The 26,130-nt window shown below is 69.9% G+C and carries 21 protein-coding genes; 12 read left to right on the top strand and 9 right to left on the bottom strand.

The annotated features are described in order from the left end of the window. Positions 1-149 precede the first annotated feature (149 nt). On the bottom strand, positions 150-2,321 hold the full coding sequence (locus G3T37_RS11260; protein WP_163473993.1) for a DEAD/DEAH box helicase: 2,172 nt from the start codon (positions 2,319-2,321) through the stop codon (positions 150-152). Between the two features lie 267 nt (positions 2,322-2,588). On the opposite strand from G3T37_RS11260, the gene G3T37_RS11255 reads away from it, so the two are divergent. Both G3T37_RS11255 and G3T37_RS11250 read left to right on the top strand, forming a co-directional pair. Further along, the gene (locus G3T37_RS11255; protein WP_163473992.1) at positions 2,589-3,659 is read left to right on the top strand and encodes an alpha/beta hydrolase; all 1,071 of its coding nucleotides are present in this window, start codon (positions 2,589-2,591) and stop codon (positions 3,657-3,659) included. Next, positions 3,656-4,192, top strand: a complete 537-nt coding sequence (locus tag G3T37_RS11250) for a GNAT family N-acetyltransferase (RefSeq protein ID WP_163473991.1) — start codon at positions 3,656-3,658, stop codon at positions 4,190-4,192. Before G3T37_RS11255 ends, G3T37_RS11250 begins: the two co-directional genes overlap by 4 nt. On the opposite strand, the gene G3T37_RS11245 is transcribed toward G3T37_RS11250, so the two are convergent. Both G3T37_RS11245 and yczR read right to left on the bottom strand, forming a co-directional pair. Then, positions 4,152-7,379 (bottom strand): efflux RND transporter permease subunit, encoded by a 3,228-nt coding sequence (locus tag G3T37_RS11245; protein WP_163473990.1) that lies wholly within the window; start codon positions 7,377-7,379, stop codon positions 4,152-4,154. The genes G3T37_RS11250 and G3T37_RS11245 overlap by 41 nt on opposite strands. A 91-nt stretch (positions 7,380-7,470) precedes the next feature. Beyond that, complete coding sequence (yczR, locus tag G3T37_RS11240; RefSeq protein ID WP_163473989.1) at positions 7,471-8,901, bottom strand: MocR-like transcription factor YczR; 1,431 nt, start codon at positions 8,899-8,901, stop codon at positions 7,471-7,473. Between the two features lie 61 nt (positions 8,902-8,962). Between yczR and yczE the strand changes: the two genes are divergently transcribed. Further along, the gene (gene yczE, locus G3T37_RS11235) at positions 8,963-9,637 is read left to right on the top strand and encodes a membrane protein YczE (RefSeq protein ID WP_206673823.1); all 675 of its coding nucleotides are present in this window, start codon (positions 8,963-8,965) and stop codon (positions 9,635-9,637) included. A 173-nt stretch (positions 9,638-9,810) separates the two neighbouring features. Here the strand turns inward: yczE and G3T37_RS11230 are convergent, their stop codons facing one another. After that, entirely contained in the window at positions 9,811-10,578 is a 768-nt protein-coding gene (locus G3T37_RS11230) for a MerR family transcriptional regulator (protein WP_163473988.1), read from the bottom strand. 151 nt (positions 10,579-10,729) lie between these two features. Here G3T37_RS11230 and G3T37_RS11225 point away from each other — a divergent pair, with 151 nt between their 5' ends. From G3T37_RS11225 to G3T37_RS11215, 3 genes are all read left to right on the top strand, one after another. Further along, on the top strand, positions 10,730-11,542 hold the full coding sequence (locus tag G3T37_RS11225; protein WP_163473987.1) for a DUF4097 family beta strand repeat-containing protein: 813 nt from the start codon (positions 10,730-10,732) through the stop codon (positions 11,540-11,542). Further along, positions 11,539-12,180, top strand: coding sequence for a PadR family transcriptional regulator (locus G3T37_RS11220; RefSeq protein WP_163473986.1), 642 nt, complete (start codon positions 11,539-11,541; stop codon positions 12,178-12,180). Before G3T37_RS11225 ends, G3T37_RS11220 begins: the two co-directional genes overlap by 4 nt. A 64-nt stretch (positions 12,181-12,244) precedes the next feature. Further along, positions 12,245-14,434 (top strand): amino acid permease, encoded by a 2,190-nt coding sequence (locus tag G3T37_RS11215; protein WP_163473985.1) that lies wholly within the window; start codon positions 12,245-12,247, stop codon positions 14,432-14,434. Between the two features lie 38 nt (positions 14,435-14,472). Here the strand turns inward: G3T37_RS11215 and G3T37_RS11210 are convergent, their stop codons facing one another. Then, positions 14,473-15,510 carry a LacI family DNA-binding transcriptional regulator gene (locus G3T37_RS11210; RefSeq protein ID WP_163473984.1) on the bottom strand — a complete coding sequence of 346 codons (1,038 nt, stop codon included), beginning with the start codon at positions 15,508-15,510 and terminating at the stop codon, positions 14,473-14,475. Positions 15,511-15,812: 302 nt separating this feature from the next. Here G3T37_RS11210 and G3T37_RS11205 point away from each other — a divergent pair, with 302 nt between their 5' ends. From G3T37_RS11205 to G3T37_RS11190, 4 genes are read left to right on the top strand one after another with little or no spacing between them, the layout of a single operon-like run. After that, the gene (locus G3T37_RS11205) at positions 15,813-17,066 is read left to right on the top strand and encodes a sugar ABC transporter substrate-binding protein (RefSeq protein WP_163473983.1); all 1,254 of its coding nucleotides are present in this window, start codon (positions 15,813-15,815) and stop codon (positions 17,064-17,066) included. A gap of 5 nt (positions 17,067-17,071) precedes the next feature. Next, positions 17,072-18,211, top strand: coding sequence for a carbohydrate ABC transporter permease (locus tag G3T37_RS11200; protein ID WP_163473982.1), 1,140 nt, complete (start codon positions 17,072-17,074; stop codon positions 18,209-18,211). After that, positions 18,208-19,089, top strand: coding sequence for a carbohydrate ABC transporter permease (locus G3T37_RS11195; protein WP_163473981.1), 882 nt, complete (start codon positions 18,208-18,210; stop codon positions 19,087-19,089). The genes G3T37_RS11200 and G3T37_RS11195 overlap by 4 nt, the downstream gene beginning before the upstream one ends. Before the next feature lie 47 nt (positions 19,090-19,136). Then, positions 19,137-21,032, top strand: a complete 1,896-nt coding sequence (locus G3T37_RS11190) for a glycogen debranching N-terminal domain-containing protein (RefSeq protein WP_163473980.1) — start codon at positions 19,137-19,139, stop codon at positions 21,030-21,032. Between the two features lie 73 nt (positions 21,033-21,105). Here G3T37_RS11190 and G3T37_RS11185 read toward each other — a convergent pair whose 3' ends face one another. Then, positions 21,106-22,203: an NAD(P)-binding domain-containing protein gene (locus G3T37_RS11185; protein ID WP_163473979.1), complete on the bottom strand. Its 1,098-nt coding sequence runs from the start codon at positions 22,201-22,203 to the stop codon at positions 21,106-21,108. A gap of 176 nt (positions 22,204-22,379) precedes the next feature. Between G3T37_RS11185 and G3T37_RS11180 the strand changes: the two genes are divergently transcribed. Continuing rightward, positions 22,380-22,583, top strand: a complete 204-nt coding sequence (locus tag G3T37_RS11180) for a DUF3073 domain-containing protein (RefSeq protein ID WP_163474129.1) — start codon at positions 22,380-22,382, stop codon at positions 22,581-22,583. Here G3T37_RS11180 and purM read toward each other — a convergent pair. After that, positions 22,571-23,671 (bottom strand): phosphoribosylformylglycinamidine cyclo-ligase, encoded by a 1,101-nt coding sequence (purM, locus tag G3T37_RS11175; RefSeq protein ID WP_163473978.1) that lies wholly within the window; start codon positions 23,669-23,671, stop codon positions 22,571-22,573. The two genes, G3T37_RS11180 and purM, sit on opposite strands and share 13 nt — an antisense overlap. Positions 23,672-23,771: 100 nt before the next feature. Between purM and purF the strand changes: the two genes are divergently transcribed. Then, positions 23,772-25,229: an amidophosphoribosyltransferase gene (gene purF / locus G3T37_RS11170; protein WP_163473977.1), complete on the top strand. Its 1,458-nt coding sequence runs from the start codon at positions 23,772-23,774 to the stop codon at positions 25,227-25,229. Here the strand turns inward: purF and G3T37_RS11165 are convergent. After that, positions 25,222-25,623 carry a hypothetical protein gene (locus G3T37_RS11165; RefSeq protein ID WP_163473976.1) on the bottom strand — a complete coding sequence of 134 codons (402 nt, stop codon included), beginning with the start codon at positions 25,621-25,623 and terminating at the stop codon, positions 25,222-25,224. The genes purF and G3T37_RS11165 overlap by 8 nt on opposite strands. Positions 25,624-25,749: 126 nt before the next feature. After that, positions 25,750-26,112 carry a sterol carrier family protein gene (locus G3T37_RS11160; protein ID WP_163473975.1) on the bottom strand — a complete coding sequence of 121 codons (363 nt, stop codon included), beginning with the start codon at positions 26,110-26,112 and terminating at the stop codon, positions 25,750-25,752. Between the last annotated feature and the right edge of the window lie 18 nt (positions 26,113-26,130).

Genomic DNA, 26,130 nt, shown 5'->3' with positions numbered 1-26,130 from the left:
CGGGCGGGTTCGTGTCGTCCACGAGCTTAATAGCGCGGGCGTCCCTGATTACTACGCGTTACGGGCCGGGAACATTCCCCCGCTGGGACGCGGAACGGCGCCCACCGCTGGGGGTGGACGCCGTTCGATGCGCGTGAGCGGTGTCGACGCTAGAGGGCGGCGAGGTCGCTCAGGAGCGCGTCACCGGGAGCGACCTGATCGACGGTCGCCTCGATCTCGGCGCGACCGAGCAGTTCGTCCATCTTGCGGCGGCGGTTGCGGGTGGTGAGGGTCACGACCGTGCCCTGCTTGCCGGCGCGGCCGGTGCGGCCGGCGCGGTGCAGGTAGGTCTTGTACTCCTCGGGCGCATCCGCCTGAATCACCAGCGTGATGTCGTCGACGTGGATGCCGCGCGCGGCGACATCCGTCGCGACCAGCACGTTGACCCGGCCGCTCGTGAGCAGCTGGAGGTTGCGCGTGCGGCGCGCCTGGTTGAGGTCGCCGTGCAGGCTCGTCGCGGGGATCCCGGCATCCTCGAGGTAGTCCGACATCTCCTCGGCGAACGCGCGGGTACGGGTGAAGACGAGGGTCTTGCCGTCGCCGCTCGCGAGCTGCTCGATGATGGCGCGCTTGTCGCGCTGCTCGATGAGCAGCACGCGGTGGTCGATCGTCGACGAGGCCTGATCCTCGCCCGCCACCTCGTGCACGCTGGGGTTCGGGAGGAACTCGTTCACGAGGGTGGCGACACCCTTGTCAAGCGTGGCCGAGAACAGCAGGCGCTGGCCGTCGGGCGCGGTCTCCTTGAGGATGCGCTGCACCGGCTCGAGGAAGCCGAGGTCGCACATGTGGTCGGCCTCGTCGAGCACCGTGATGGTGATGTCGCTGAGGTCGAGGCGCCCCTGCTCGATGAGGTCTTCGATCCGGCCCGGCGTGCCGACGATGATGTCGACGCCGCGCTGCAGGGCGCTCACCTGGCGGTACTGCGGCACTCCGCCGTAGATCTGCGTGGTGAAGAGGCCGACGCTGCGGGCGATCGGCTGCACGGTGCGGTCGATCTGCAGGGCCAGTTCGCGCGTCGGCGCGAGGATGAGCGCCCGCGGCTTACGACCCATCTGGCGGTTCTTGCCGCCGTTGTTCTCCATGAGCCGCTCCACCAGGGGGGCGCCGAAGGCGATGGTCTTACCGGAGCCGGTCTTGCCACGGCCGAGGACGTTCTTGCCCGCCAGCACGTCGGGGATCGTCGCCGCCTGGATCGGGAACGGCGAGGCCGCGCCCATCTCGGTGAGCTGACGCACGATGTTGCCGCCGAGTCCGAGGTCGGCGAAGGTGACGCCCTCTACCTCGGTCGCGGTGATCGCTTCGGCCTCGAGGCGCTCGAGCACGACGTCATCCTGCGGAGTGAACGACTTCTGCTCCTTCGACGGGAAGAAGTCGCTGTCGCGGCGCGCCGGGCGGTCGTTGTAGCTCGGGCGCTCAGTACGAGCCGGACGGTCGCCGTAGGACGGGCGCTCGGTGCGCGGCGCGCGGTCACCGTAGGACGGACGCTCGGTGCGAGCCGGGCGGTCGTTGTAGCTCGGGCGCTCGGTACGAGCGGGACGGTCGTTGTACGACGGGCGCTCGGTTCGCGCGGGGCGATCGTTGTACGAGGGGCGCTCGGTGCGGTCGCCGTAGCTCGGGCGCTCGGTGCGCGGCGCGCGGTCGCCGTACGCGGGACGCTCGGTGCGCGGCGCGCGGTCGCCGTAGGACGGGCGCTCGGTGCGCGGGGCGCGGTCGCCGTAGGACGGACGCTCGGTACGAGCCGGGCGGTCGCCGTACGCGGGACGCTCGGTGCGCGGCGCGCGGTCGCCGTAGGCGGGACGCTCGGTGCGCGGGGCGCGGTCACCGTAGGCGGGACGCTCAGTGCGAGCCGGGCGGTCGTTGTAGCTCGGGCGCTCGGTGCGGTCGCCGTAGCTCGGGCGCTCGGTGCGCGCAGCGCGGTCGTTGTACGAGGGGCGCTCGGTGCGGTCACCGTAGCTCGGGCGCTCGGTGCGCGCCGGGCGGTCACCGTACGCGGGACGCTCGCCGCGCGGCTGGTAGGCCGGCTTCTCGCGCGGAGTCCAGTTGGGACGCCGGTCGGTCGACTCCGGGCGTCCGCCATCGGCGGTGCGGCCCCGGAACGGCGGGCGGTCGGAGCCTGTGGCGGTGTTCGAGCGGCGGGCGCGGTCATCCGCGGTCCAGCGCTGCTTGGGGGCACCGGCCTCGTCGGCGCGATAGCCGCGGTGCCCGGGCGTGCTGCCGGTGGCGCGGTGAGAAGAGGACGGTCCGCCGCTGCGTTTGGGCGCGGGCTTCTTGAAATTGGGCATGATTCTTTCCGGGTTGTTGTCTGGTGCATGGCACATCGTGTGCGAGGCAGTGCAACAAAGGCGACGGAGCATCCGCCGCGCACTACTAGAACCCGGGCAGTCTTTGACCGAGGCCGTCACATACAGTTCGTGTGATCGTGCCGCCAGGTTGGCGTCACTCCGGCCCGCAAGACTTACAAACCCATACGCGGTTGTTCCGCGCTGTCTTGAGCCGACCTGACAACGTTACCCGAAACCCCAGCAAAACGCACTAATCTACACAGCACCATGCACGCGCGATCCCGACCTCGGCCCCTGCCGGCCCTCATCGCGATCGCGCTCGCGGGTGCCCTCGGGCTCGCGGGCTGTTCGAGCGCGTCACCGGTGTCGAACGCTCAGGCGAGCGGCGCGCATCCCGCTGCCACGGCCCCCGACCCGTACGCGGGCGTGACCGTGCACGCCGACCTGCCCTACGCGATGGCCGACGGGGCACCGCTGCTCCTCGACCTGTGCGTTCCGCGCGCGGCGACGAGCTCGACGACGGGGCCGCACGCCGCCGTCGCTCCCCGCCCCGCCATCGTCGAGGTGCACGGCGGCAGTTGGGCGCTCGGCGACAAATCGGGCTGGCGCTCGCTGTGCGAGTTCATGGCGTCGCGCGGATTCGTGACCGCGTCCATCGACTACCGCCTCGCCCCGCAGCACCCCTTCCCCGCGGCGCTGGATGACCTCCGCTCCGCCGTCGAATGGCTCCGCGACCCGGCGCAGGTCTCGCGCTTCGCGATCGACCCGACCCGCATCGGCGCGTTCGGCGGGTCGGCCGGTGGCAATCTCGTGTCGCTGTTGGGCACCTCCGGCAGTGGTCGCCTCGACGCGGGCAGTCGCGTCGCCGCCGTGGCCGAGCTGAGCGCCCCCATCGACCTCACCTCCCGCGGTCGCGAGTTGCCCACTTTCGTCCCATTCGTGAAGCGCTACCTGCACTGCGCGCGACTCATTTGCCCGGCGGCCCGCGCCGCATCGCCGCAGTACCAGATCGACCCGACCGACCCGCCCTTCTTCGTCGCGCACTCCACGGCGGAGCGCATCCCGCTCTCGCAGGCGACGAACTTCGTCGCCGCGCTGCGGGCGTCCGCCGTGCCTGTCAGCTTCGTGACCGTGCCGGGGTCGCGGCACGCGACGGCGCTCCTCAGCCCGGCGCTGCTGCGCCAGATCGTCGACTTCTTCCGCTCGAACCTCGCGACCTCGGCGGCCGGCAAGGTGATCGCGGGCGGGACTGCGGCCACCTCCTCGGCGAGGGACGGCGCAGCGGGCGACGGCACTCCGACCCCTCCCGCCGGCAGCACCGGTATCCCGAGCCCGTGAGCGTCACCGTCGCGATCGAGCGCCCGCACCACCCCGGCGTGCGGGAGTTGCTGAGGCAGAGCGACGAGTTCGCCTTCAGCCTGTACCCGCCCGAGAGCTGTTACCTGGTCGACGCGGACGAACTCGCAGCCCCGGGCGTGGCCGTCTTCGCGGCGCGGAGCACGGGCGCGGTCACTGCCGGCGCTGCCGGCGCTGCCGAAGCTGCCGGCGCTGCCGAAGCCGCCGGCGCTGGTGACGTCGACATCCTCGGCATCGCCGCGCTGCTCCCCCGGGAGGGCTTCTCCGAGGTCAAGCGCATGTTCGTCGCCGAGCCGGCCCGCGGTCTCGGGGTGGGCCGCGCGCTGCTGGATGCCGTCGAGACGCACGCCCGGCGCTCGGGCGTGCGCCGCCTGCAACTGGAGACCGGTCCGCTGCAGCACGCGGCGATCGCCATGTACGGCCGCCTCGGGTTCGAGCGCATCCCGAACTTCGGTCCCTACACCGGCGACGAGTTCAGTCTGTGCTTCGCGAAGGATCTGGCACCGCGGGAGTGAGGGCCGCGGCGGCCTTGCGCTCCCGTCGATCCGTGCGCCGTTCCCTCGCGCCCTCCACGAGGTAGTACAGCGCGGGCAGCACCACGAGGGTCAGCAGCGTGGAGGAGACCAGACCGCCGATCACGACGATGGCGAGCGGCTGCGAGATGAACCCGCCCTTGCCGGTGACGCCGAGCGCCATGGGGAGCAGGGCGAAGATGGTGGCGAGGGCGGTCATGAGGATCGGGCGCAGTCGGCGACTCGCGCCGTGCACGATCGATTCGCCCACCCGGTAGCCGCGCCGTCGGTACTGGTTGACGAGGTCGACCAGGACGATGGCGTTCGTGACCACGATGCCGATGAGCATCAGCACGCCGATGAGGGAGGGCACGCCGAGCGGGATGTTCGAGATCTTCTGCAGCGCGATGGCGCCGGTGGCGGCGAAGGGCACCGAGGCGAGCAACAGGAGCGGCTGGCGGAGGCTCTTGAACGTCGCGACCATGACGATGTACACGATGAGGATGGCGGCGAGAAGCGCGTAACCCAGCTGACCGAAGGCGTCGCTCTGGCTTGACGTCACCCCGCCGATGGTGGCCTTGGCCCCGGCCGGAAGCGAGAGCTTGTTCACGGCCGCGGTGACCGCCGCCGAAGCGCCACCCGTGTTGTCGCCCTTGGGGGTGACGGTGACGGTCGCGCTCTGCACGCCCTTGATCGTGGTGATGCTCGCCGGCCCGTTCACCACGGCGACGGAGGCGAGGTCAGACAGGGGCACGGTCGTACCGAGCGGTGTCTGAATCTTGTAGTCCTTGAGCCCCTGGGCCGTGAGCGGCTCCTTCGGGTTCGTGATGTAGATCGACAGGGTGGTGTCGTTGATCACGACGGTTCCCGAGGCGGAGGGGTTCATCGCCTCCGCGACCTGGCTGCCGACCGCGAGTTCGCTCATGCTCTTCTTCGCGGCCTTGGCCCGGTCCACGCGCACCGCGATGTAGGGCGACTGGTTGGACAGGTTGCTCGACGACTGGCCCGTCACGCTGAGCCCCTTCACCGCGTCGTACACCTGCCCGGCGGCCGTGCGCAGCTGTGCGTCGTTCTGCGCCGTCACCGTGACGGTGATGTCGCTCGAGGCGAAGCCCGCTGAGGCGCCCTGGAGCGCGACCGTGCCCACGCCGCTCAGCCCGTCGATGGCGGTGCGCACGCGCGACTGGATCGCCGCCTGATCCATCGCGGCGTCGGTCGTGAGCGAGAAGGTGATGTCGCCGCCGGATCCGAACGCCTGCCGCAGCGACGAGCCGCTCGATCCGATGGAGAGCTGCACGATGTCGACGCCCTTCACGCCTTCGAGCGCCTTCTCCACCCGGGTCGCCGCCGCGTTCTTGGCGTCGAGGCTCGCGCCGAGCGGCAGCTGCTGGCTGACCGTGAGCGTGTTCTGGCCGCTGTCGCCGATGAAGTTGGTCTTGAGGCCGCCCGCCATGAAGACCGTGCCCCCGAGCACGAGCACCGCGAGGAGGACGACCAGGAGGGCGGCCGTGACGCGATGGGTCGTCCAGCGGATGATCGGAATGTAGGCCTTCTGCAGGCGCGACGGCTTCTCCAGCTCATCCACCTCCGCTGCGGGCGCAGCCGCCGCAGCCGCCGCCTTCCCGCGCCGCCGACCGCTGCCGAGGAACCAGTAGGCGAGCACCGGCACGATGGTGAGCGCGACGAAGAGCGACGCGGCGAGCGCGATCGTGACGGTCAGCGCGAACGGTCGGAACAGCTCGCCGACCTGCCCGGAGACGAGTGCGAGCGGCAGGAAGACCGCGACGGTGGTGACCGTCGAGGCCGTCACCGCGCCGGCGACCTCGCGCACCGCACCGAGGATGGCGGGCAGCTTCTCCTCTCCGGTCGCGATGTGTCGCTTGATGTTCTCGATCACGACGATGGAGTCGTCGACGACCCGGCCGATCGCGATGGTGAGTGCACCGAGCGTGATGATGTTGAGCGAGTACCCGGCGGCGAGCATCCCGATGAAGGTGATGAGCACCGAGGCGGGAATCGAGATCGCGGTGACGAGGGTCGAGCGGATCGAGAACAGGAAGATCAGGATGATGATGACCGCGAAGGTGAGGCCGAGCAGGCCCTCGGTCGCGAGGTCGTCGATGGACTGCTGAATGTAGGGCGCCTGATCGAAGACGACCGTGAATCGGGTGTTGTGCCCGAGCGCGGTCTCGAGGGCCGGGATCTGCTTGTTCACGAGCTTGGAGACCGCGACGGTGTTGCCGTCGGGTCGCTTGGTGACGGCGATCGTGAGGGCGGGCTTGCCGTTCACGCGCGAGATTCCGGTGGCAGGGTCATCCGTCAATCGCACGGTCGCGACGCTGCCGAGCGTGATGACCTTGGGGGTCGCGGCGGGGGTCGGGGTGACGGGGACTCCCGCGCGCGCTGCGGCCGCGCCGCCCGCAGAGCCCGCGGCCGTGCCGGTCGCCGTGGTGGCGCTGCCCAGCAGCGGAAGCGCGTCGAGCTGATCGACGGAGGTGATCTGCTGGCCGGCCTGAACGACGAGCGTCTTGCCGTTCTCCGTGATGTCGCCGGAGGCGAGCAGGGTGCCGTTGGCCGACAGCGCATCCTTGATCGACTGGGTGGTGAGCCCCTTCTTCTTCAGCGCGTCGAGATCGGGCGTGATGGTCACGCGCTGACCGAGGGTGCCGAGGAGGCTCGCCTCCCGAACCCCGTCGAGGCTTTGCAGCGCATCGATCGTCGACTTCTTGAGGGCCGTGGTCAGGTCGCGGCCGCTGAGATCGCTCGTCACGGCGAGCTGGATGACCGGCAGGTCGTCGATCGACCCGGTCACCACCTGCGGCGTCACCCCGCTCGGCAGCGTGAGCCGATCGATCGCCAGCTGCACCTTCTGCTCGGAGGTCGTGATGTCGGTGCCGTACTTGAAGGTGGCGGAGACGGTGGACGCGCTCGATCGCGAGGTCGCCGTCGTCGTGTCGAGCCCCTCGACGCCCTGGATCGCCGTCTCGATGGGCGTGCTCACGTCGTGCTCGACGACCGCGGGCGTGGCTCCCGGGTAGCTGCTGATGATCACGAGCTGCGGTGAGGTGATGGAGGGGATGAGCTCCTGCTTCAGCGTGGTCAGCGCGATGCCGCCGAAGATGCCGATCACGATCGTGACGAGCGCGATCAGGGCGCGGTTGCGCAGGCTGAAGACAGAGAGAAGGTGCATGCGTCGAGTATTTCAGCGGCGTCCCGCGCGGAGGTACTCCCGGGGGAGGTATGTGCACCGCGCCCGGCGAATACCCAGCTGTGGGCGGGCCTCAGACGACGGCGGCCAGGTATCCGGTCTCGGGGAGCGAGTAGCGTCCCACGTCCGCCCACGCGGCGGCGAGGGCATCCGCCCCCCTGTCGAGCTCCTCGAGCGAGTACGAGTACGGTAGGCGAAGGAAGCGCTCGAAGGCGCCGTCGATGCCGAAGCGCGGACCCGCGGCGAGCAGCAGGCCGTGGTTGCGGGCGGCGAGCGTGAACTGCGAGCTGACCGCGTCGCCGAGGCCGACCCAGAAGGTGAGGCCGCCCGCGGGGGTCGGGATGGACCACTCCGGCATTCGGGCTGCGAGCGCGGCGGCCAGGTGGTCGCGGCCGAGCCTGAGCTGCCCGCGCCGTGTCTCGAGGATCTGGTCGTAGTCGGCGAGCAGGTTCTTGACGATGAGCTGCTCGAGGATGGGCGTGCCGAGGTCGCCGGAGTTCCGACTGCGGATGAGCCGCTGCATGATGCTCGGCTCGGCGCGGATCCAGCCGACCCGAAGCCCGCCCCAGATCGACTTGCCGACCGAGCCGATCACGACGTGCCGGGATGACCCGCCGCCGTAGGCCGCGAACGGGGTGCGAGCACCCGGGCCGTCGATCGCGAGCTCGCCCATCGTCTCGTCCGCGATCAGGATGGTGCCGGCCGCGGTCGCGAGACGAGCCGTCTTCTCCTTGAGCTCGTCCGACATCGACGCGCCCGTGGGGTTGTGGAAGTCCGGCATCAGGTAGCCCAGGCTCGGGCTGGTGCGCTGGATGGCCTGCTCCAGTTGCGCCTCATCCCAGCCGTCCTCGGTCGACACGCTCACCGGCACGAGACGCGCGCCCGCATCCCACAGCGCCTCCATCGCGTGCGGGTAGCTGGGCGTCTCGACGAGAGCCCGGTCGCCGCGCGAGAGGAGCGTGCGGGAGAGGAGCGCGATCGCGTGCTGGGCGCCGACGGTCACCATGATGTCGTCGGCGCTCGTGGGCAGTCCGCGCGCCGTGTAGCGGTCTGCGATGGCCTCCCGGAGCGCGAACACCCCGATGGGGTCGAAGCCGGTCTCGCCCAGGTGGGCGGGCAGCTCCTGCGCGGCGCGCGTGGCGGCATCGGCGACGACGGGGAGCGCGGGCAGGGCGGCCTTGCTGAAGTCCAGGTAGCCCCGCTCGAAGGCATCGGCGGGCCGCGAGGCGGTCGAGGGCAGCTGGGCGACGCTGCCCGAGCCGCGCAGGCTGCGGAGGTACCCGGCATCGCGCAGTTCGGCGTAGGCCGCGGTGACGGTGGTGCGGCTGATACCGAGCTGGGCGGCGAGGTCGCGCTCGGCGGGGATGCGCGTGCTCAGCGGTATGCGTCCGTCGAGGATCAGCAGCCGCACGCGGTCGGCGAGCGCGACGTAGGCCGCGTGGGCAGGGTCGCTGCGCCAGCCCTCGAGCAGGAGACCGAGTGCGCGTGCCGAGATGAGTGCCATGAGGCCACTTTACGCGAATTGGCATCTTGTAGAAGGTCCAATTCGGTAATTGGATACAAGCATGTCCTCTCGGCTCCTCCTCACCCGGCGCATCGCGCAGCTCCTCGTCGGCCTCTTCCTCTACGGCTTCGGCATCGGCATGATGCTGCAGGCGCACATCGGCGTCGCCCCGTGGGACGTGCTCACCCAGGGAGTCTCGGCGCAGACCGGGTGGTCGTTCGGGCTGCTCACCGACGTCATCGGCGGCCTCGTCCTCCTGCTCTGGATCCCGATTCGCCAGAAGCCCGGAATCGGCACGGTCGTCAACGTGCTCCTCATCGGTCCGAGCGCGCAGTTCGCCCTCGCCGTGGTGCCCTCCCAGACGCGGCCGCTCGAGCAGGGCATCCTGTTCGCCGGCGGCCTCGCGCTGCTCGCCGTCGCGACCGGCCTCTACATCGGAGCGCGGATGGGCCCCGGCCCCCGCGATGGACTCATGACGGGCATCCACCGCCGCACCGGATGGCCGATCTGGGCCGTGCGCACCGCGATCGAGGTAACGGTGCTCGCCGCGGGCTGGCTGCTCGGCGGGTCCGTCGGCATCGGAACGGTGGCCTTCGCTCTGCTGGTGGGCCCCATGGTCAACGTCACGATCCCCTGGCTGCGGGTGCCGGATGCCCGTGGCGCGGTGCCCGTTGCCCATCTGCCTCGCACGCCCGGCTCCCCGCGCCCCCTCATCGAACCGGAGGTGAATCGATGACCATGCTGATCTCGCTCGCCGCGCTCACCGTCTGGGCCGTGCTGGCGACCGCCCACGCGATCGCGACGGACGACTACCACCGACTGCCCGCCCGCTGAGCGGCGCCCGGCGCGACACCGGGCGCCCGGTCCGGGCCGCAGGCGCCGGGCCGCCGCGGCGCGCGCATCCGCCGCTCAGGGGAGCTCGTCGGCGACCGCCCGCAGAGCGGCCCGAACGTAGTCGGCCCCCGCGGCTCCCCCGTAGCCCACCGCGAAGCGCGGGTCGCCCGCATACATGTCGCCGAGCCCTCGGAGCCGCGCCGCGGTGACGCGGCCCCCGGTGATCTCCGCCGTACGGTCCAGCCAGGCGATGTGGCGCAGCACGACGGCGCGCACCTCGGGGTCGGTCGGGTCGACGCCGCGGGCCCGAGCGGCGGCGTAGTCGCGGGCGATCGCGCGGTGCTCCTCGGTGAAGGCGCGGCGGTCATCCGCGGTCATCGCCCGCCACCAGCGGTCCCCCTTGGCGTAGGCGTCTGCTCCCCAGCGCTCGGTGACCTCGGTCTCGTGCCGGGTGTGGTCGAATCCGTCGAACATGGCGTCCGCCATGATGTCCTCCTTGTCATCGAGTGCCTGGATGGTCGTCTCGACCGAGGCGATCTGCCGCCCGATCCGCTCCTGTTCCCGCCGCAGCAGCTCCAGGTGGGTGCGCAGCGCCGCCCCGTCGTCGGCCTCGCCCGCGAGCACTTCGGCGATGGTGCTGAGACCGAGCCCGAGCTGGCGAAGCAGCAGGATGCGCTGCAGGCGGGTGAGCGCCCCCGCGTCGTAGAAGCGGATGCCCCCGGCGCCCGTGCGCGTCGCCGGCAGCAGCCCGATCTCGCCGTAGTGGCGCAGTGTGCGGGAGGTGGTGCCGGTGAGTCGGGCGATCTCCTGGATCGACCAGTCCCGGGGGCGGTTCGGCGTCATGGCTCGACGCTACAAGTTGACGCCGCGTCACGTGCAAGGGGTGTCTTTCGCCTCTTGCGCGCTGGCAAGACGCGATATATCGTGATTTCAGCACAACGCGATATAACGCGATCATCAGCACAGGGCGCGCGGCGCCGAACGGAGGCACCCCATGGAACGAGAGAAGTGGCTGGTCGACGGCCCCAAGGTCATCGACATCGAACGGCTGAGCCGGCTCAAGGTGAGCCTCATCGGCGGACAGGTCGACATCGTCGCGCACGACGAGCCGACGGCGCGGGTCGAGGTGCACTCGGTGAGTGGCAAGGAGCTCAAGATCGTGCTGGACGGCGACTCGCTCGAGATCGATCATCCGCAGCTTCGCTGGGACAACTTCATCGACGTGTTCCGGAGCTTCAACGGATCGGCCAAAGCCGACATCAGCATCGTCGTGCCGCGCGCGATCGCGCTGAAGTTCGGCGTGGTGACGGCGAGCGCCCTCATCAGCGGTCTGCGCAGCGACGCCACCATCAGCACGGTGAGCGGCGACCTCGTGGTCGACGGCGTCACCGGCGCGCTGTCGCTCAACGCGGTGAACGGCGAGATCTCGTTGCGCAACCACACGGGGCGCGTGAGCGTGCACACGGTGAGTGGCGACACCACGGTCACCGGCGCGATCGAGCAGTTCACTGCGGATGGGGTGAGCGGCGACGTCTTCCTCGACCTCAGCGGGCATCCCGACGAGATCCGCGTCAACACGGTCAGCGGCAACGTCACCGCGCGCCTGCAGGTCGGCTACGGCGCCCAGTACCGCATCAACACCGTGAGCGGAAAACTGCAACTGGATGATTCCCGCATCACCGGCGTGCGCGGCGCGTACACCGGCCGCTACGGCGAGCTCGACGGCGCCTGGCTGGAGTTCCGCGCCAACACCGTGAGCGGAGACGTGTCGATCCTGCACACCCACGTCACGACGAGCGTGTCATGACGCCGGCGTTCGGGCACGGCCATCTGCGGCTCTACCTGCTCAGCCTGCTCGCCGAGTCGCCCCGCCACGGCTACGAGCTCATCCAGGCACTGGGTGACCGATTCGGCGGCACCTACATTCCCAGTGCGGGCACCATCTATCCGCGGCTCGCGAAGCTCGAGGAGGACGGCCTCATCACGGGGTCGGCGGATGGCCGCAAGACCGTCTACGCGATCACGGATGCCGGGCGCGCCGAGCTCGCGGCCCGCGAGTCCGAGCTGGGCGGGATCGAGGACGAGGTCACCGACACCGTGCGTCGTCTCGCCGACGAGGTGCGCGAGTCCGTCGGATCGGCGATGAAGTCGCTGCGCGCCGACCTCGCTTCGGCCGCGCGCGAGGCCTCCGCGGAGGCGAAGCGCGCCGGCACGTCGACGAAGGCCGACCTCTCGGGCGTGCGCACGGAGGTGCGTGCCCTGTTGCAGGACGCCGACGTCGCGCTCTCGACCTTCCGAGCGGACCTCCGCGCGGAGCTCCGCTCGGCCGATGCGCGCGGCGCGCTGTCGGCCCGCACGGTCGACGCACTGCGCGAGGGGCTGGAGACCGTGCGGCGCTCGGTGGCCGAGAGCCTGCGGGAGCATCCCCACGACCCCGCGAAGTGACGGGGGAATAAAGGAGAGCGCACCCCGTTTGACTGTTGCAGGCTGCGGTGTACGCTAGCCCCTCGTGACTAACGAAGCCCGATCGCCGAAGCGGTTCTTCCTCGGAGAACCGCTTCCCTCGGACAAGCTTGAGGGGCAGCTGCTCCCCAAGCACCTCGCGCTCCCCATCTTCGCGAGCGACGCGCTCTCCTCCGTGGCCTACGCGCCGCAAGAACTGCTGATGATCCTGCTGCTCGGCGGGCTCGCGTTCCTGAGCTTCGCGCCGTGGGTGGCTGCGGCGGTCATCCTGCTGCTCGCGGTCGTCGTGCTGTCGTATCGCCAGCTCGTCAAGGCCTACCCCAGCGGCGGCGGCGACTACGAGGTCGCCCGCAAGAACCTGGGCGAGAAGGCGGGTCTCATCGTCGCCTCCGCCCTGCTCGTCGACTACGTGCTCACCGTCGCCGTCTCGGTGGCGAGCGGCGTCGACAACATCATCTCCGCGTTCCCGGTGCTCAACGAGTTCCGCGTCGAGATCGCGATCTTCTTCATCATCCTGCTCGCCGGAGTCAACCTCCGCGGAGTTCGCGAGTCGAGCAAGGCCTTCGCGCTGCCGACGTACCTCTTCATCGCGAGCATCCTGGTCATGATCGTCACCGCGCTCGTTCAGATCCTGCTCGGCCACGTGCCCGTCGCCGAATCCGCGGTCTACAGCGTCAAGCCCGAGAGTGTCGCCCAGGCGGGCTTCGTCCTCCTTCTGTTGCGCGCCTTCTCGAGCGGATGCTCCGCCCTCACGGGCGTCGAGGCCGTGTCGAACGGCGTGCAGGCGTTCCGCCGCCCCAAGATCCAGAACGCGCAGAAGACGCTCGTGCTCATGGGCAGCATCGCGATCGCGCTCTTCGCCGGGCTCACCACCGTCGCCCTCATCAGCCGCGTGCACTACGCGCAGACCGCCTGCGACCTGATCGGGTTCGCCAATTGCGAGGTCGCTCCGCAGCGCTCGCTGATCGCCCAGATCGCCTCGGCGGTGTTCGGCAACAACACCGTCATGTTCTTCGTCGTGCAGGCCACCACCGCGGCAGTGCTGCTGCTCGCGGCCAACACCGCGTTCAACGGCTTCCCGCTCCTCGGCTCCGTGCTCGCACAGGATCGCTACGCCCCGAAGTCGCTCTCCACCCGCGGCGACCGCCTCATCTACTCCAACGGCGTGCTGCTGCTGGCGCTCGCCGCGGCCATCCTACTGGTGATCTACCAGGCCAACGTCACGAGCCTGATCCAGCTCTACATCATCGGCGTGTTCGTGTCGTTCACGCTGGGTCAGACGGGGATGATCCGCCACTGGATCCGGCTGCTGCGGGGTGGCACGCCCAACCGCGGCTCGGTCATCCGCAGCCTGTGCATCAACTCGGTGGGCGCCTTCTTCACGGCGACCGTGCTCGTCATCGTGACGATCACCAAGTTCACGCACGGTGCCTACCTGGTGTTCATCATGATGCCGATCCTGTTCACCCTCATGCTCGGCGTCAACCGCTACTACCGCGACGTGGAGAAGGAGATCGAGGTCGATCCCACGACCACCTTCGGCGCCACCGGCGACCACGCGATCGTGCTCGTGGGACGCATGCAGAAGCCGGTGCTGAAGGCGCTCGACTACGCGATCGCGGCGCGCCACGACAGCATCGAGGCGATCCACGTCTCCATCGACGACGAGGAGACGCGTCGGCTGCAGGAGCACTGGATCGAGCAGAACATCAAGATTCCGCTGCGCATCATCGACTCGCCCTATCGCGAGATCAGCATGCCGCTGATCAAGTACATAAAGAAGCGGCGCGAGGACTTCGGCTCCGAGGTCGTCACCATCTACACGCCGCTCTTCATCGTCGGCCACTGGTGGGAGACGCTCCTCCACAACCACAAGTCGCGCCGGATCCGCCACAAGCTCATGCTCGTGCACGGCGTCGTCATCGCCCTCGTGCCGTGGTTGCTCGACTCCTCCGAACTCATCTACGGGCGTCGCTCGCGTCCCGTGCCCGGTCAGGATCGGCGCGGTGAGCCGATTCGTCCGCCCCAGCCGATCGTGCGCAAGGCCATGCCACCTGCCCGTCACCCCGGTGAGACCACCGGCGGCCGCGGCGGCACCGCCACGCGAACCCGGTCGAAGACGGCGACGCGGCGCAGTTCGGCGCAGGCGTCGGCAGCCGCCAAAAAGTCGGCGGAGCAGCTCGCCGCCGCGAAGAAGTCGGCCGAGCGCGAGGCCGCTAAGCGCGACGACTCGTAGTCGGTGCGGCGCGCGTCAGAGCACCTACGCGGCGCACGTCAGAGCAGCGTGCTGCGTTCGCGCACGACCAGACGCGGCGTGACGAGGCGATGGCGGGGCACCCCCGCCGCGGCGTCGCGATCGAGCACATCCGCGCCCGTCGGACCCATCAGCAGTTCGAGCACCCCGGCGGCGACCTCATCGAGCGGCTGTTCCACACTGGAGAGCCCGACCGCCTCGGCGACCGGCGTGTTGTCGTAGCCGATCACGGGGATATCGGCGCCCACCGCGAGCGCCGCGCCGAGCGCCAGCGAGTCGCTGGCGCACACGATCGCCTCCACGGGCGTGCCGGTGGCCCGCAGCGCCTCGACCGCGGCGCGGCCATTGCCCACGCCATCCTCCGCCACCATGGCGAGCGCGTCGAGTTCGAGCTCGGAGAGGTGGGACCGGGTCACCATCGCCTCGCGCCAGCCGCGGCGGCGGTCATCCCCGGTGCCCGACGGGCTCGGCCAGCCCAGGTAGGCGATGTGGCGGATGCCCGTACCGAGCAGGTGCTCCGTCGCCTGGTGCACTCCGCTCCAGCCGTCGACGTCGACCCAGAGGTGCCGCGGGTCGTTCATGTCGTCGATGCCCCACGGGCGGCCGAAGGTCACGAAGGGGACGCCGTTGGCGATCAGCCACTCGGTGCGCGGGTCGCGGTAGAAGGTGGAGGTGAGGATGAAGGCGTCGACGTCGGCGCCATCGCGCATGCGCGCGAACTGCTCGATCTCGTCTTCGGGCGAGTCGGCCGTGAACAGCATGACGCGAAGGCCCCGCCGATCGGCCTGCTCGGTGACCGCGTGCAGGAACCGGTCGAGCACGGCACCCGAGATGCCGTTGGCCATCGGATCGAGCCGGATCCCCAGGGTGGAGCTCTTCTGCGTGCGTAGTCGGCGCGCGGAGGCGTGGGGCCGGTAACCCAGCTGAGCGATCGCCGCCTCGACCCGCTCCCGCGTCTCCGGCTTGACGATATCGGGGGTGTTGATGACGTTGGAGACGGTCTGCCGGGAGACGCCCGCGATGCGGCCGACATCGAGCACGGTGGGAAGGTGTGCCATGCGTCGTCCTTCCTGTTCGCGGATCGTCGGAGTCACGATACTGCACCGAGCCGACCGGGCGGCTTGACATATCCACAGGCCGGTGCCTATGGTCATAGCGTAGTTTGATCGATCAAATCGCGGTAGACGCGAGCAAAGTTTGAACGATCAAAGAAATCCAAGGGAGGATGACCATGGCGCAGATCACCATGCCGGGCGCACTCGCGGCCCGCGGTGCCGCCTCCTCCCCTCACGCAAATCCCTCCGCTGTCCCACCCCACGGCATAGGCTCCCGCCTGCCACACCCCACTAGGAGAAACACAATGCAAAGACGCACACGCTGGTTCACCGCCGGCGCCCTGGCCATCGCGGGCGCGCTCGCACTGACCGCCTGCGGCTCCGGCTTCTCGGGCAACAGCTCGGGCGGCAGCACGAGCAATGGACTCACCAAGTCCTCCAAGCCACTCACCGTGCTCATCGGATCGAGCGGCGACGCGGAGACGAAGGCGGTCGACTCCGCCGTCGCCGACTGGTCATCCTCGTCGGGCACCAAGGCGACCGTCACGGTCGCGAGCAACCTCGCGCAGCAGCTCTCCCAGGGGTTCTCCTCGGGCAAGCCCGCGGACGTCTTCTACCTCTCCACCGACCAGCTCGCGGGATTCGCCTCCAACGGCTCGCTGCTCGCCTACGGCGACAAGCTCGCTAACAAGAGCGACTTCTACCCGAGCCTCGTGCAGTCCTTCACCTACAACGGCAAGTTCTACTGCGCTCCCAAGGACTTCTCCACCCTCGGTCTCATCATCAACACCGACATGTGGAAGGCGGCGGGCCTCACCGACGCCGACATCCCCACCACCTGGGCGCAGCTCGAGACCGTCGCGAAGAAGCTCACGACGCCCAAGCACGTGGGTCTCGCGATCGGCGGCGAGTACGCCCGCATCGGCGCCTTCATGACGCAGGCCGGCGGCAACCTCATGAACGCCACGAGCACCAAGGCCACCGCAGACACCCCCGAGAACGTCGCGGGGCTCACCGAGGTGAAGAAGCTGCTGAACGCCGGCACCCTCAAATACGCGAAGGACGTCGGCGCGGGATGGGGTGGCGAGGCGTTCGGCAAGGGCCTGGCCGCGATGACGATCGAGGGCAACTGGATCACCGGCGCGATGTCGACCGACTTCCCCTCCGTGAAGTACCAGATCGCCGAGCTGCCGGCGGGCCCCGCCGGAAAGGGAACCCTTCAGTTCACGAACTGCTGGGGCATCGCCGCTGACAGCCCCAACCAGACGGCCGCGCTGAAGCTCGTCGAGAAGCTGACCAGCGCATCCGACCAGCTCGCCTTCTCGAAGGCGTTCGGCCCGATGCCGTCGATCAAGTCGGCCGCCGCCGAGTGGAAGACCGCCAACCCGATGCTCGTGCCGTTCCTGAACGGCGCGGACTACGCGAAGGGCGTGCCGACCGCCAAGGGTTCTGCCGACGTGGTGACCGACTTCAACTCGAAGCTCGAGTCGCTGGCGACTTCCGACCCGAAGACGATCCTCGCCGCTGAGCAGACCAACCTCGAAGCGCTGGTGAAGTAACCATCATGACGACCTACTCGAGGCAGCCCCGCCGTGGCGGACTTCGTCGCGGTGAGGCTGCCTCGGGGTGGCTCTTCACCGCCCCGATGATCATCCTTCTCGGCCTGTTCCTGGTCATCCCGGTGCTCATGGCACTCTGGGTGAGCTTCTCCGACTGGGGTGGACGGGGCAGCCCCTTCTCGGGTTCGGTGAACTTCGTCGGGTTCAAGAACTACTCGACGCTGCTCAGCGGCGGGGGTCTCGCCGAGCAGGACTTCGGCACCGCGCTCAAGAACAACGCCTGGTACGTCGTGCTCGTCGTACCGCTGCAGACGGCCCTGGCGCTCTTTCTGGCGGTCATGGTCAACCGGCAGATCCTGCGCGGCCGCGGCTTCTTCCGCACCGCCTTCTACTTTCCCTCGGTCACGAGCTCGGTGGCGATCACGGTGCTGTGGTTGTTCCTGTTCAACTCCACCGGGGCGGTCAACAAGGCGCTGAGCTACCTCGGCGTCGTCGGCCCGAACTGGTTCAACGACCCGGCCGGCATCTTCCACTTCGGCGCCACCTCGGGGCCGGCCTTCCTGGAGAAGAGCACGGCACTCGGCGTGCCGCTGTGGGACTGGATCGGCGGGCCCTCCGTCGCGATGTTCGCGCTCATCCTGCTGGCCGTCTTCACCACGAGCGGAACCTTCATGCTGCTGTTCGTGGCCGCCCTGCAGAACCTCGGTGGAGACATCCAGGAGGCGGCGATGATGGACGGCGCGACCGGCTGGCAGCGTTTCTGGCGGGTGACTCTGCCCCAGTTGCGTCCGACGCTCTTCACCGTGCTGACGCTCGGCCTCATCGGCTGCTGGCAGGTGTTCGACCAGATCTACACGGGCACCCAGGGCGGACCGGCCAAGACGACGATGACTCCCGCCTACCTCTCCTACACCTCGTCGTTCGTCAATCAGTCGTGGGGTCAGGGCGCGGCGATCGCGTTCATCCTCTTCGTGATCATCGTGTTCTTCACGCTCTTCCAGCGCTGGGTGCTTCGGGAACGCGCGGTGTCGAAGCGCCGGATGCGCCAGTACACGGTCGCGACGACCGCGGCGACCTCCACCCCGGTCGCGCCCGCCATGGCGGCCGGCGCCGCTGCCGACACCGGCGAGGAGAACGAGCGATGAGCACAGAGACCGGACTCGAGCCCCGCTACACCCGCACCCGTCACCGCACGGCGCGCGGGATCGCCGCCCGCTCCCTGCTCTACGCGGTGCTCATCGCCATCGCCGTGGTCTACATCTTCCCCTTCCTCATCGACCTCGCGACCTCGTTCAAGTCGGAGGCCGACGCCGCCGGCGATCCCCTCTCGCTGATCCCGCAGACCTGGACGACGGCCGCCTACCAGCGCCTCTTCCTCTCGAGCGACTTCCCCGTGTGGTTCAAGAACTCGGTCATCGTGACGCTGCTCGTGACCGCCGGTCGGGTGTTCCTCGACTCCCTCGCCGGCTACGCCCTCGCCCGCCTGCAGTTCCGCGGGCGCAACACCCTGTTCGCGCTCCTCGTCGGCGTCATGGCGGTACCGGGTGTGGTGCTGCTCATCCCGAAGTTCCTCGTGATCAACCAGCTCGGCATCTACGACTCCTACGCGGGGATGATCGTGCCCCTGCTCACCGACGCGGCGGGCATCTTCATCATGAAGAACTTCTTCGAGTCGATCCCCGCGAGCGTGGAGGAGCAGGCGCGCATCGACGGCGCCGGACCCTTCCGGGTGTTCTGGTCGGTGGTGCTGCCGATGGCGCGCCCGGCGGTGATCACGATCGTGATCCTGTCGTTCCAGGGGTCGTGGAACGAGCTCGCGCACTTCATCGTGTCGAGCCAGTCGCCCGGGCTCACCACCCTCACCAAGGGCGTGGCTCAGCTCGCCTCCGGTCAGCTCAGCCAGGGCACGCAGTACCCGCTCAAGCTGGCGGCCGCCGCGATCATGACCATCCCCGTCGCGATCGTCTTCTTCGTCTTCCAGAAGCGCATCCTCAACGCGAGTGACGGGGCCGTCAAGGAGTGACCTCGACGACCATCCGCACCGCCCACCACACGGAGAACCCCCACCCCATGACCTCCCCTCTTCAGCCCCTCCTGCACGATGAGACCGTGGTGCTCCGCGCCCCGGCCCAGGCATGGTCGGCGGCCGACGGTGCCATGGGCGCGAAGCCCATCCACGGTTTCTACCTCTCCGACGTGCGGATCGTCTCCGGCCTGGCGACCGAGGTCGGCGGGGCGCGGGGCGAGCTCATCGCGACGGTGCCGCATGGTGCCTCCGACGTCTCCTTCGTGTCGGTGCTGCGCGAGCTCGACGACGCCTCCGCCGATCCGAAGGTGCGGTCGGTCACCCGGCGGGTCGTCACCGCCTCCGGGATGACCGAGACGACCACCCTCGCCTCGACACTCACGCACGACCTCGTCACCGAGGTGCGCGTGCGTCTGGCGAGCGACCTCGCGAGCATGGACACCGTCAAGAGCGGTGCCCGCGACGACCCGGCCGAGTTCGCCATCGAGGGCACGACGGCGCGCTGGTCCCGCGGGGCGGTGCAGGCCGCACTCGACGCGCCCGCGGCGCGCCTGAGCCCGGTAGAGGGCGGCGGCATCGAGCTCAGCTGGGCCGTGGTCATCCCGGCGAAGGGCGAGGTCGCGGTCGGCTGGTCGGTCATCGCGAGCGACTGGGACGCGGTCGTCGCCGGGGTGACCACCCCCGCGCCGTGGACCGCCCCCCACGCCCCGAGCGGCGACGACCGCCTCGACCGCTGGGTCGGGCGGGCCCTCGACGACCTCGACGCCCTGCGGATGACCACCACCGCCGACACCTCCGACGAGTTCCTCGCCGCCGGCGCCCCCTGGTTCTTCACCCTGTTCGGCCGGGACTCCCTCTGGGCCGCACGGTTCCTGCTTCCCTACGGCACCTCGCTCGCCGCGAGCACGCTGCGCGTCCTCGCGGGAATGCAGGGCACCACCACCGTCGACGACTCGGCGGAGCAGCCCGGCAAGATCATGCACGAACTGCGCCGCGCGACGCTCGTCATGCCCGGCGAGGGCGTCACGCTTCCCCCGCTGTACTTCGGCACGGTCGACGCGACGGCGCTGTGGGTGTGCCTCCTGCACGACGCCTGGAGCTGGGGCATGCCCCGCGACGAGGTGCAGGCCCTGCTGCCCCACCTCGAGGCAGCGCTCGCGTGGATGCGCGACTTCGGCGACGCCGATGGCGACGGCCTCCTCGAGTACGTCGACACCACGGGCCACGGCCTGTCGAATCAGGGCTGGAAGGACTCGGGCGACTCCGTCCAGTGGCGCGACGGCACGCTCGCCGAGGGTCCGATCGCGCTCTGCGAGGTGCAGGCTTACGCCTTCGAGGCCGCGATGCACGGCGCGACGCTGCTGGAATCGTTCGGTCGCGACGGCGGCGAGTGGCGCGGCTGGGCGGAACGCCTGCGCACGCGCTTCAACGAGACGTTCTGGATCGACGACGCCGACGGCAGCTACCCCGCGATCGCGCTCGACGCCGCGAAGCGTCCCGTCGACACCGTCACGAGCAACATCGGCCACCTCCTGGGCACGGGCCTCCTGGATGACCGCCAATCCGCCCTCGTCGCCGACCGGCTGGCCTCCCCCACGCTCGACTCCGGCTTCGGACTGCGCACGATGTCGACCGAGTCGGCGGGATACTGGCCGCTCAGCTACCACGGCGGCAGCGTGTGGACCCACGACACGGCGATCGCGATCCAGGGGCTCGCACGCGCGGGCCTGCGCGAGCGCGCGGACTCGCTCGTGGAGGGTCTCCTCGCCGCGGCTGCCGCCTTCGACTACCGCATGCCGGAGTTGCACTCGGGCGATGCCGCCGCGGTCGTCTCCCGCCCGGTGCCGTACCCGGCCGCCTGTCGACCGCAGGCGTGGTCGGCCGCAGCGGCCCTCGCGGTCGCCGCGACCGTCGCCGGGCTGCAGCCGCCGACGGAATAGGACCGACTCCGCGTGCTCGGCCGGGACGGCGCGGGCCGTCGCGGCGCGAGCCGTCGCGGCGGGCCCGCGTGCGCTACATCCGGCTGAGTGCGGCGACGACCTGGCGCGCGATCGTGCGGCCCGCGCGGTTAGCACCGATCGTGCTCGCCTGCGGTCCATACCCCGCGAAGAATATACGCGGATCCTTCCACGACGAGCCCTGCCCGACGGTGACCCCGCCGGCCTTCTCGCGCAGGCGGAGCGGTGCCAGGTGCCGCAGTTCGGGCCGGAACCCGGTGGCCCAGATGATCGCATCCACCTGCTGGAATGTGCCGTCCTCCCAGCGCACGCCGTCGGGCTCGATCGCCGCGAACATCGGCTTCGCCGCGAGGAGACCGCGGTCGATGCCGGCCTGGATCCGCCGGGTGCGGGCGACGCCGGTGCCGCTCACGATGCTCGGCAGTGCCCGCCCCTCGCGGGCGGCCTCGTCTTGCGCGGCGACCGCAGCCGATCTCGCCTCGAGATCGAACTCGCCCTCGTCGAGGAACTCGATCTCGCGGCGCGCGACCCAGGTGATGTGCGAGGCGTGTCCCTCGAGCTCGAGCAGGAATCCGATCGCCGAGGTTCCGCCGCCCACGACGAGCACGCTCTGGCCCTCGAACTCCCGCGCGCTCACGTAGTCGTTGGTGTGCACCTGCCGCCCGCGGAACTCGTCGCGGCCCGGATACCAGGGCACGAAGGGCGATCCCCAGGTTCCGGTCGCGTTGACGAGCAGATCGGTCGTGACCTGCTGGTCGCCGACCTCCCCGCGGAAGGTGACGACGAGATTCGTCGCTCCGTTGCTCTCGACGTGGGTGACCGCGGCCGGGCGGACGACCTGGAGCCCGTAGTGCTGCTCGTACTGCCGGTAGTAGTCGGCGATCACCTCGCGGGCGGGGAGGGACCGGTCGGCGGTGTCGAAGCTGAGCCCCAGCTCGTCCATGCCCGGGAGGTCGTTGACGCGATGCGCCGACCCCAGCCGGAGGGCCTCCCAGCGGAACTGCCAGGCGCCGCCGGTGCCCGGTCCGCGGTCGAGGATCACGAAATCGTTGCCCGGGTCGAGCCCGAGTCGTGCCAGGTAGTAGCCGACGGAGAGGCCGGCCTGACCCGCGCCGACCACGATCACTGAGGTGTCGGTTCCGGGGGTGGCCACCCGACAACGTTACCCGCGCGCCGTCGGGAGCGCGACGAGCGGTCTGCCCCCGCAGACCAGCGCGTCACCCCTGCCCTTAGGGCCGACCGGCGGGCCGGACTCACGGGGGGCTCATGATAAAGTGATCGCTAGATTTTCACCTGTCAGTCGCTCGTTTCAACATGAGGGGGTCACGCATGGGGCGCGGCCGTCAAAAAGCAAAGCACACCAAGGTTGCGCGGGATCTGAAGTACTTCAGTCCCGACACCAATTACGGTGCTCTCGCCAACGAACTGCACAGCAGTTCGCCTGCGGCGTCCCCGGTCTCCCCGGAGCTCGACAAGTGGGCCGAGTACCTCGACGACGACGAGGACGAGACGGCCGACGATCAGTCGGCGTAGCGTCCGGTCAGGCGCACAGCGCCGCCGTTGACACCCTTGGCGCCCTGCTCGAATCCCTCGAGTTCGCGATCGCCGATCGTCACCACTCCTGCGACCCACGCCGGGAATCCCGCGTCATCGAGCCGCGCGACCGCCGTCTCGGCGACCTCGGGCGCGACAACCGCGATCATCCCGATCCCCAGGTTCCAGGTTCCCTCGGTCGACTCCAGCGTGATGTCGCCGAGCTCGGCGAGCACCCGGAACACCGTCGACGGCGACCAGGATGCCCGGTCGAGCTCCGCCCACGACCCCACCGGCAGCACGCGCGCGAGATTGGCCGCGATGCCCCCGCCGGTCACGTGGCTGAGCGCGTGGATGCCCGCCCCCACCGTCTCGTCGGCGAGCAGCCCGAGCAGCGGCGCGGTGTAGAGACGCGTCGGCTCCAGGAGGATCTCCCCCACGACGCCGCCGAAGTCGGCCGACTCGTCGAGATAGCCGATCCTGCGGCCCGCGAGGATGTGGCGCACGAGGGAGAAGCCGTTGGAGTGGATGCCGGAGGAGGCGATCGCGATGACGACGTCGCCGTCGGCGACGCGGTGCGGGCCGAGCTGGTCATCCGCCTCGACGACGCCCACCGCCGCACCGGCGACGTCGTAGTCGTCGACGCCGAGGAGTCCGGGATGCTCGGCCGTCTCGCCCCCGACGAGCGCCGTGCCCGTCTCGGCGCAGGCCCGGGCGATGCCGGCCACAATGCCGGCGATGCGGGTCGGGACCACGCGACCACAGGCGATGTAGTCGGTCATGAAGAGCGGACGGGCGCCCACGACCACGATGTCGTCGACGACCATGCCGACGAGGTCCTGCCCGATGGTGTCGTGCTTGTCGAGCGCCTGCGCGATCGCGACCTTCGTTCCGACCCCGTCGGTGGAGGTCGCGAGCAGGGGGCGCCGGTAGTCCTTGAGGAAGGAGGCGTCGAACAGGCCGGCGAATCCGCCGACGCCGCCGAGAACCTCCGGGCCGTGCGTGCGCTGCACCGCCGACTTCATGAGTTCGACGGCCAGGTCGCCCGCGGCCGTGTCAACACCGGCCTCGCGATAGCTCGTGGTCATGAGACCAGTCTGCCGGAAACCGCGGCGGGCGCGGTGACTCCACGGACGCTTAGACTGTCGGTGGCTCGTTTCTCCCTACCGTCAGGAACCCCCCGGCAGCATGTGCGGCATTGTGGGCATCGTCTCATCTCACCCCGTCAACCAACAGGTGTACGACAGCCTGTCCCTTCTCCAGCACCGCGGGCAGGACTCGACCGGTATCGCCACGGCGGAGGGCAGCACCTTCCACATCCACAAGGCGCGGGGACAGGTGCGCGAGGCCTACCGCACCCGTGACATGCGCAGCCTGCTCGGCACGATGGGTCTCGGCCACGTGCGCTATGCGACCAAGGGCAGCGCGGCCAACGAGGAGGAGGCGCAGCCCTTCTATGTGAATGCGCCCTACGGGATCATCCTCGTTCACAACGGAAACCTCACCAACACGCGTGAGCTCACCCAGGAGCTTTACCACGTCGACCGGCGCCACCTGAACACCTCGAGCGACACCGAGCTGCTCGTCAACGTGCTCGCGCACGAATTGCAGCAGCAGGTGAGCGGCAGCGACCTCGATCCTGATCAGGTGTTCGCGGCGATCTCGCGCCTGCACGAGCGCGTGGAGGGCTCCTACGCGGCGATCGCGCTCATCGCGGGCCACGGCCTGCTCGCCTTCCGCGACCCCTTCGGCATCCGGCCGCTCATCCTCGGCCGTCGCGCGGCCGGGCTCGTCGGCGAGGAGTGGGTCGTCGCCTCGGAGTCGCTTGTGCTGGAGAGCGGCGGCTACGAGGTCGTGCGCGATGTCGCGCCCGGTGAGGCGGTGTTCATCGCGATGAACGGCGAGATGACCGCGCGCCAGTGCGCCGCGAACCCGCGGCTCGTGCCGTGCTCGTTCGAATACGTCTACCTCGCCCGACCCGACTCGGTGATGAACGGCATCTCGGTGTACGAGGCCCGCCTGCGGCTCGGTGACCGGCTCGCCGACACCATCGCGAAGTACACGCCGCGCGGCGACATCGACGTCGTCATGCCGATCCCCGACTCCTCGCGTCCCGCCGCCATGCAAGTCGCCCAGAAGCTCGGCGTGGAGTATCGCGAGGGGTTCTACAAGAACCGCTACGTGGGGCGCACCTTCATCATGCCCGGGCAGGCCGAACGCAAGAAGAGCGTCAAGCAGAAGCTCAACGCCATGAGCTCGGAGTTCAAGGGCAAGAACATCCTCATCGTCGACGACTCGATCGTGCGCGGCACGACGTCGAAAGAGATCGTGCAGATGGCGCGCGAGGCCGGCGCCAACAAGGTCACCTTCACCTCGGCGGCGCCCCCGGTGCGCTACCCGCACGTCTACGGGATCAACATGCCCACGCGGCACGAGCTCGTCGCCCACGGCCGCAAGATCCCCGAGATCGCCACGGAACTCGGGGCCGACTACCTCATCTATCAGGAGGTCGCCGACATGCGCGACGCCATCCTGGAGGGATCGAACGTGACCGATCTGGAGATGAGCTGCTTCACCGGCGAGTACGTCACCGGCACGGTCACCCCCGAGTACCTCGCCTGGGTCGAGGCGAACCAGCTCAGCTGAGCGGGGGTTCGCCGGACGGCGCGGGCCCGGTCGGGTTCTCGCCCGCTCGCGTCGGGCTCGCGGGCCTCTCGTCGGCGGTGGGCTCCGCTGTGGCCGTGGTCGTGGTCGCGTCGTCGACCGACTCGATCGCAGCGACGACCGTCGTCGCCCGTCGGGCGAGCACGCGGTCGAACACGAGCGCGGTGATCGCGCCCACGAGCACCCCCGCTGTCACGCCGTAGAAAGCGAAGTACCCGAACAGCGCGCCGAAGCCGACGCTCGGGTCGACCGGGAACAGCGAGGTGAGTATGAGGGTGACGAGAGCCCCGACCACGGCACCGAGCACGATGAAGACGGAGAACTTGGGGGCCCGGCGGATGCGCACCTGCGCCTGGCGGTCTCGGGGGTCACTCACCCCACCATTCTCCCAGACGCCGGATGGGCGGATGCCGAACGCGGTCACGGGTCTCGGCGCGCGCCGATGGCCGACGCCGGCGCCCAGACGGGCGGTGTGGGCGCGGCCCAGCGCGCGGGCGCGCGGCTACGCGGGCGGCAGCAGCGGCAGTCGGTCGCCGAGGTCGGCGCGAGAGCCCGACGCCGCCACCCGACCCGCGGCGAGCGCCCCCTCCCAGGACTCCGCCCCCGTCGCGAGCGCGAGCCACGTCGCGGCGTCCATCTCGATCACGTTGGGCGGGGTGCCTCGGGTGTGGCGCGGTCCCTCGATCGCCTGCACCGCACCGAACGGCGGCACGCGCACCTCGACGGTGTTGCCGGGCGCTCGCTCGGCGAGCAGCTGCAGGAGGTACCGAACGGCGGTGGCGGTGTCGTCGCGGGCGGGCCCGGCCGCGAGCGCGGCGTGGACGGATGACCTGCCCCGGTCATCCGCGATGCGTGCCCGTGCCATCCCCCCACGTTACTGCGC

The organism is Galbitalea soli (assembly GCF_010686725.1).
GTDB classification, from domain to species: Bacteria; Actinomycetota; Actinomycetes; order Actinomycetales; family Microbacteriaceae; genus Galbitalea; species Galbitalea soli.
Note: the sequence above shows the minus strand (reverse complement) of the source record. Positions and strands in the feature narration are given on the sequence as shown.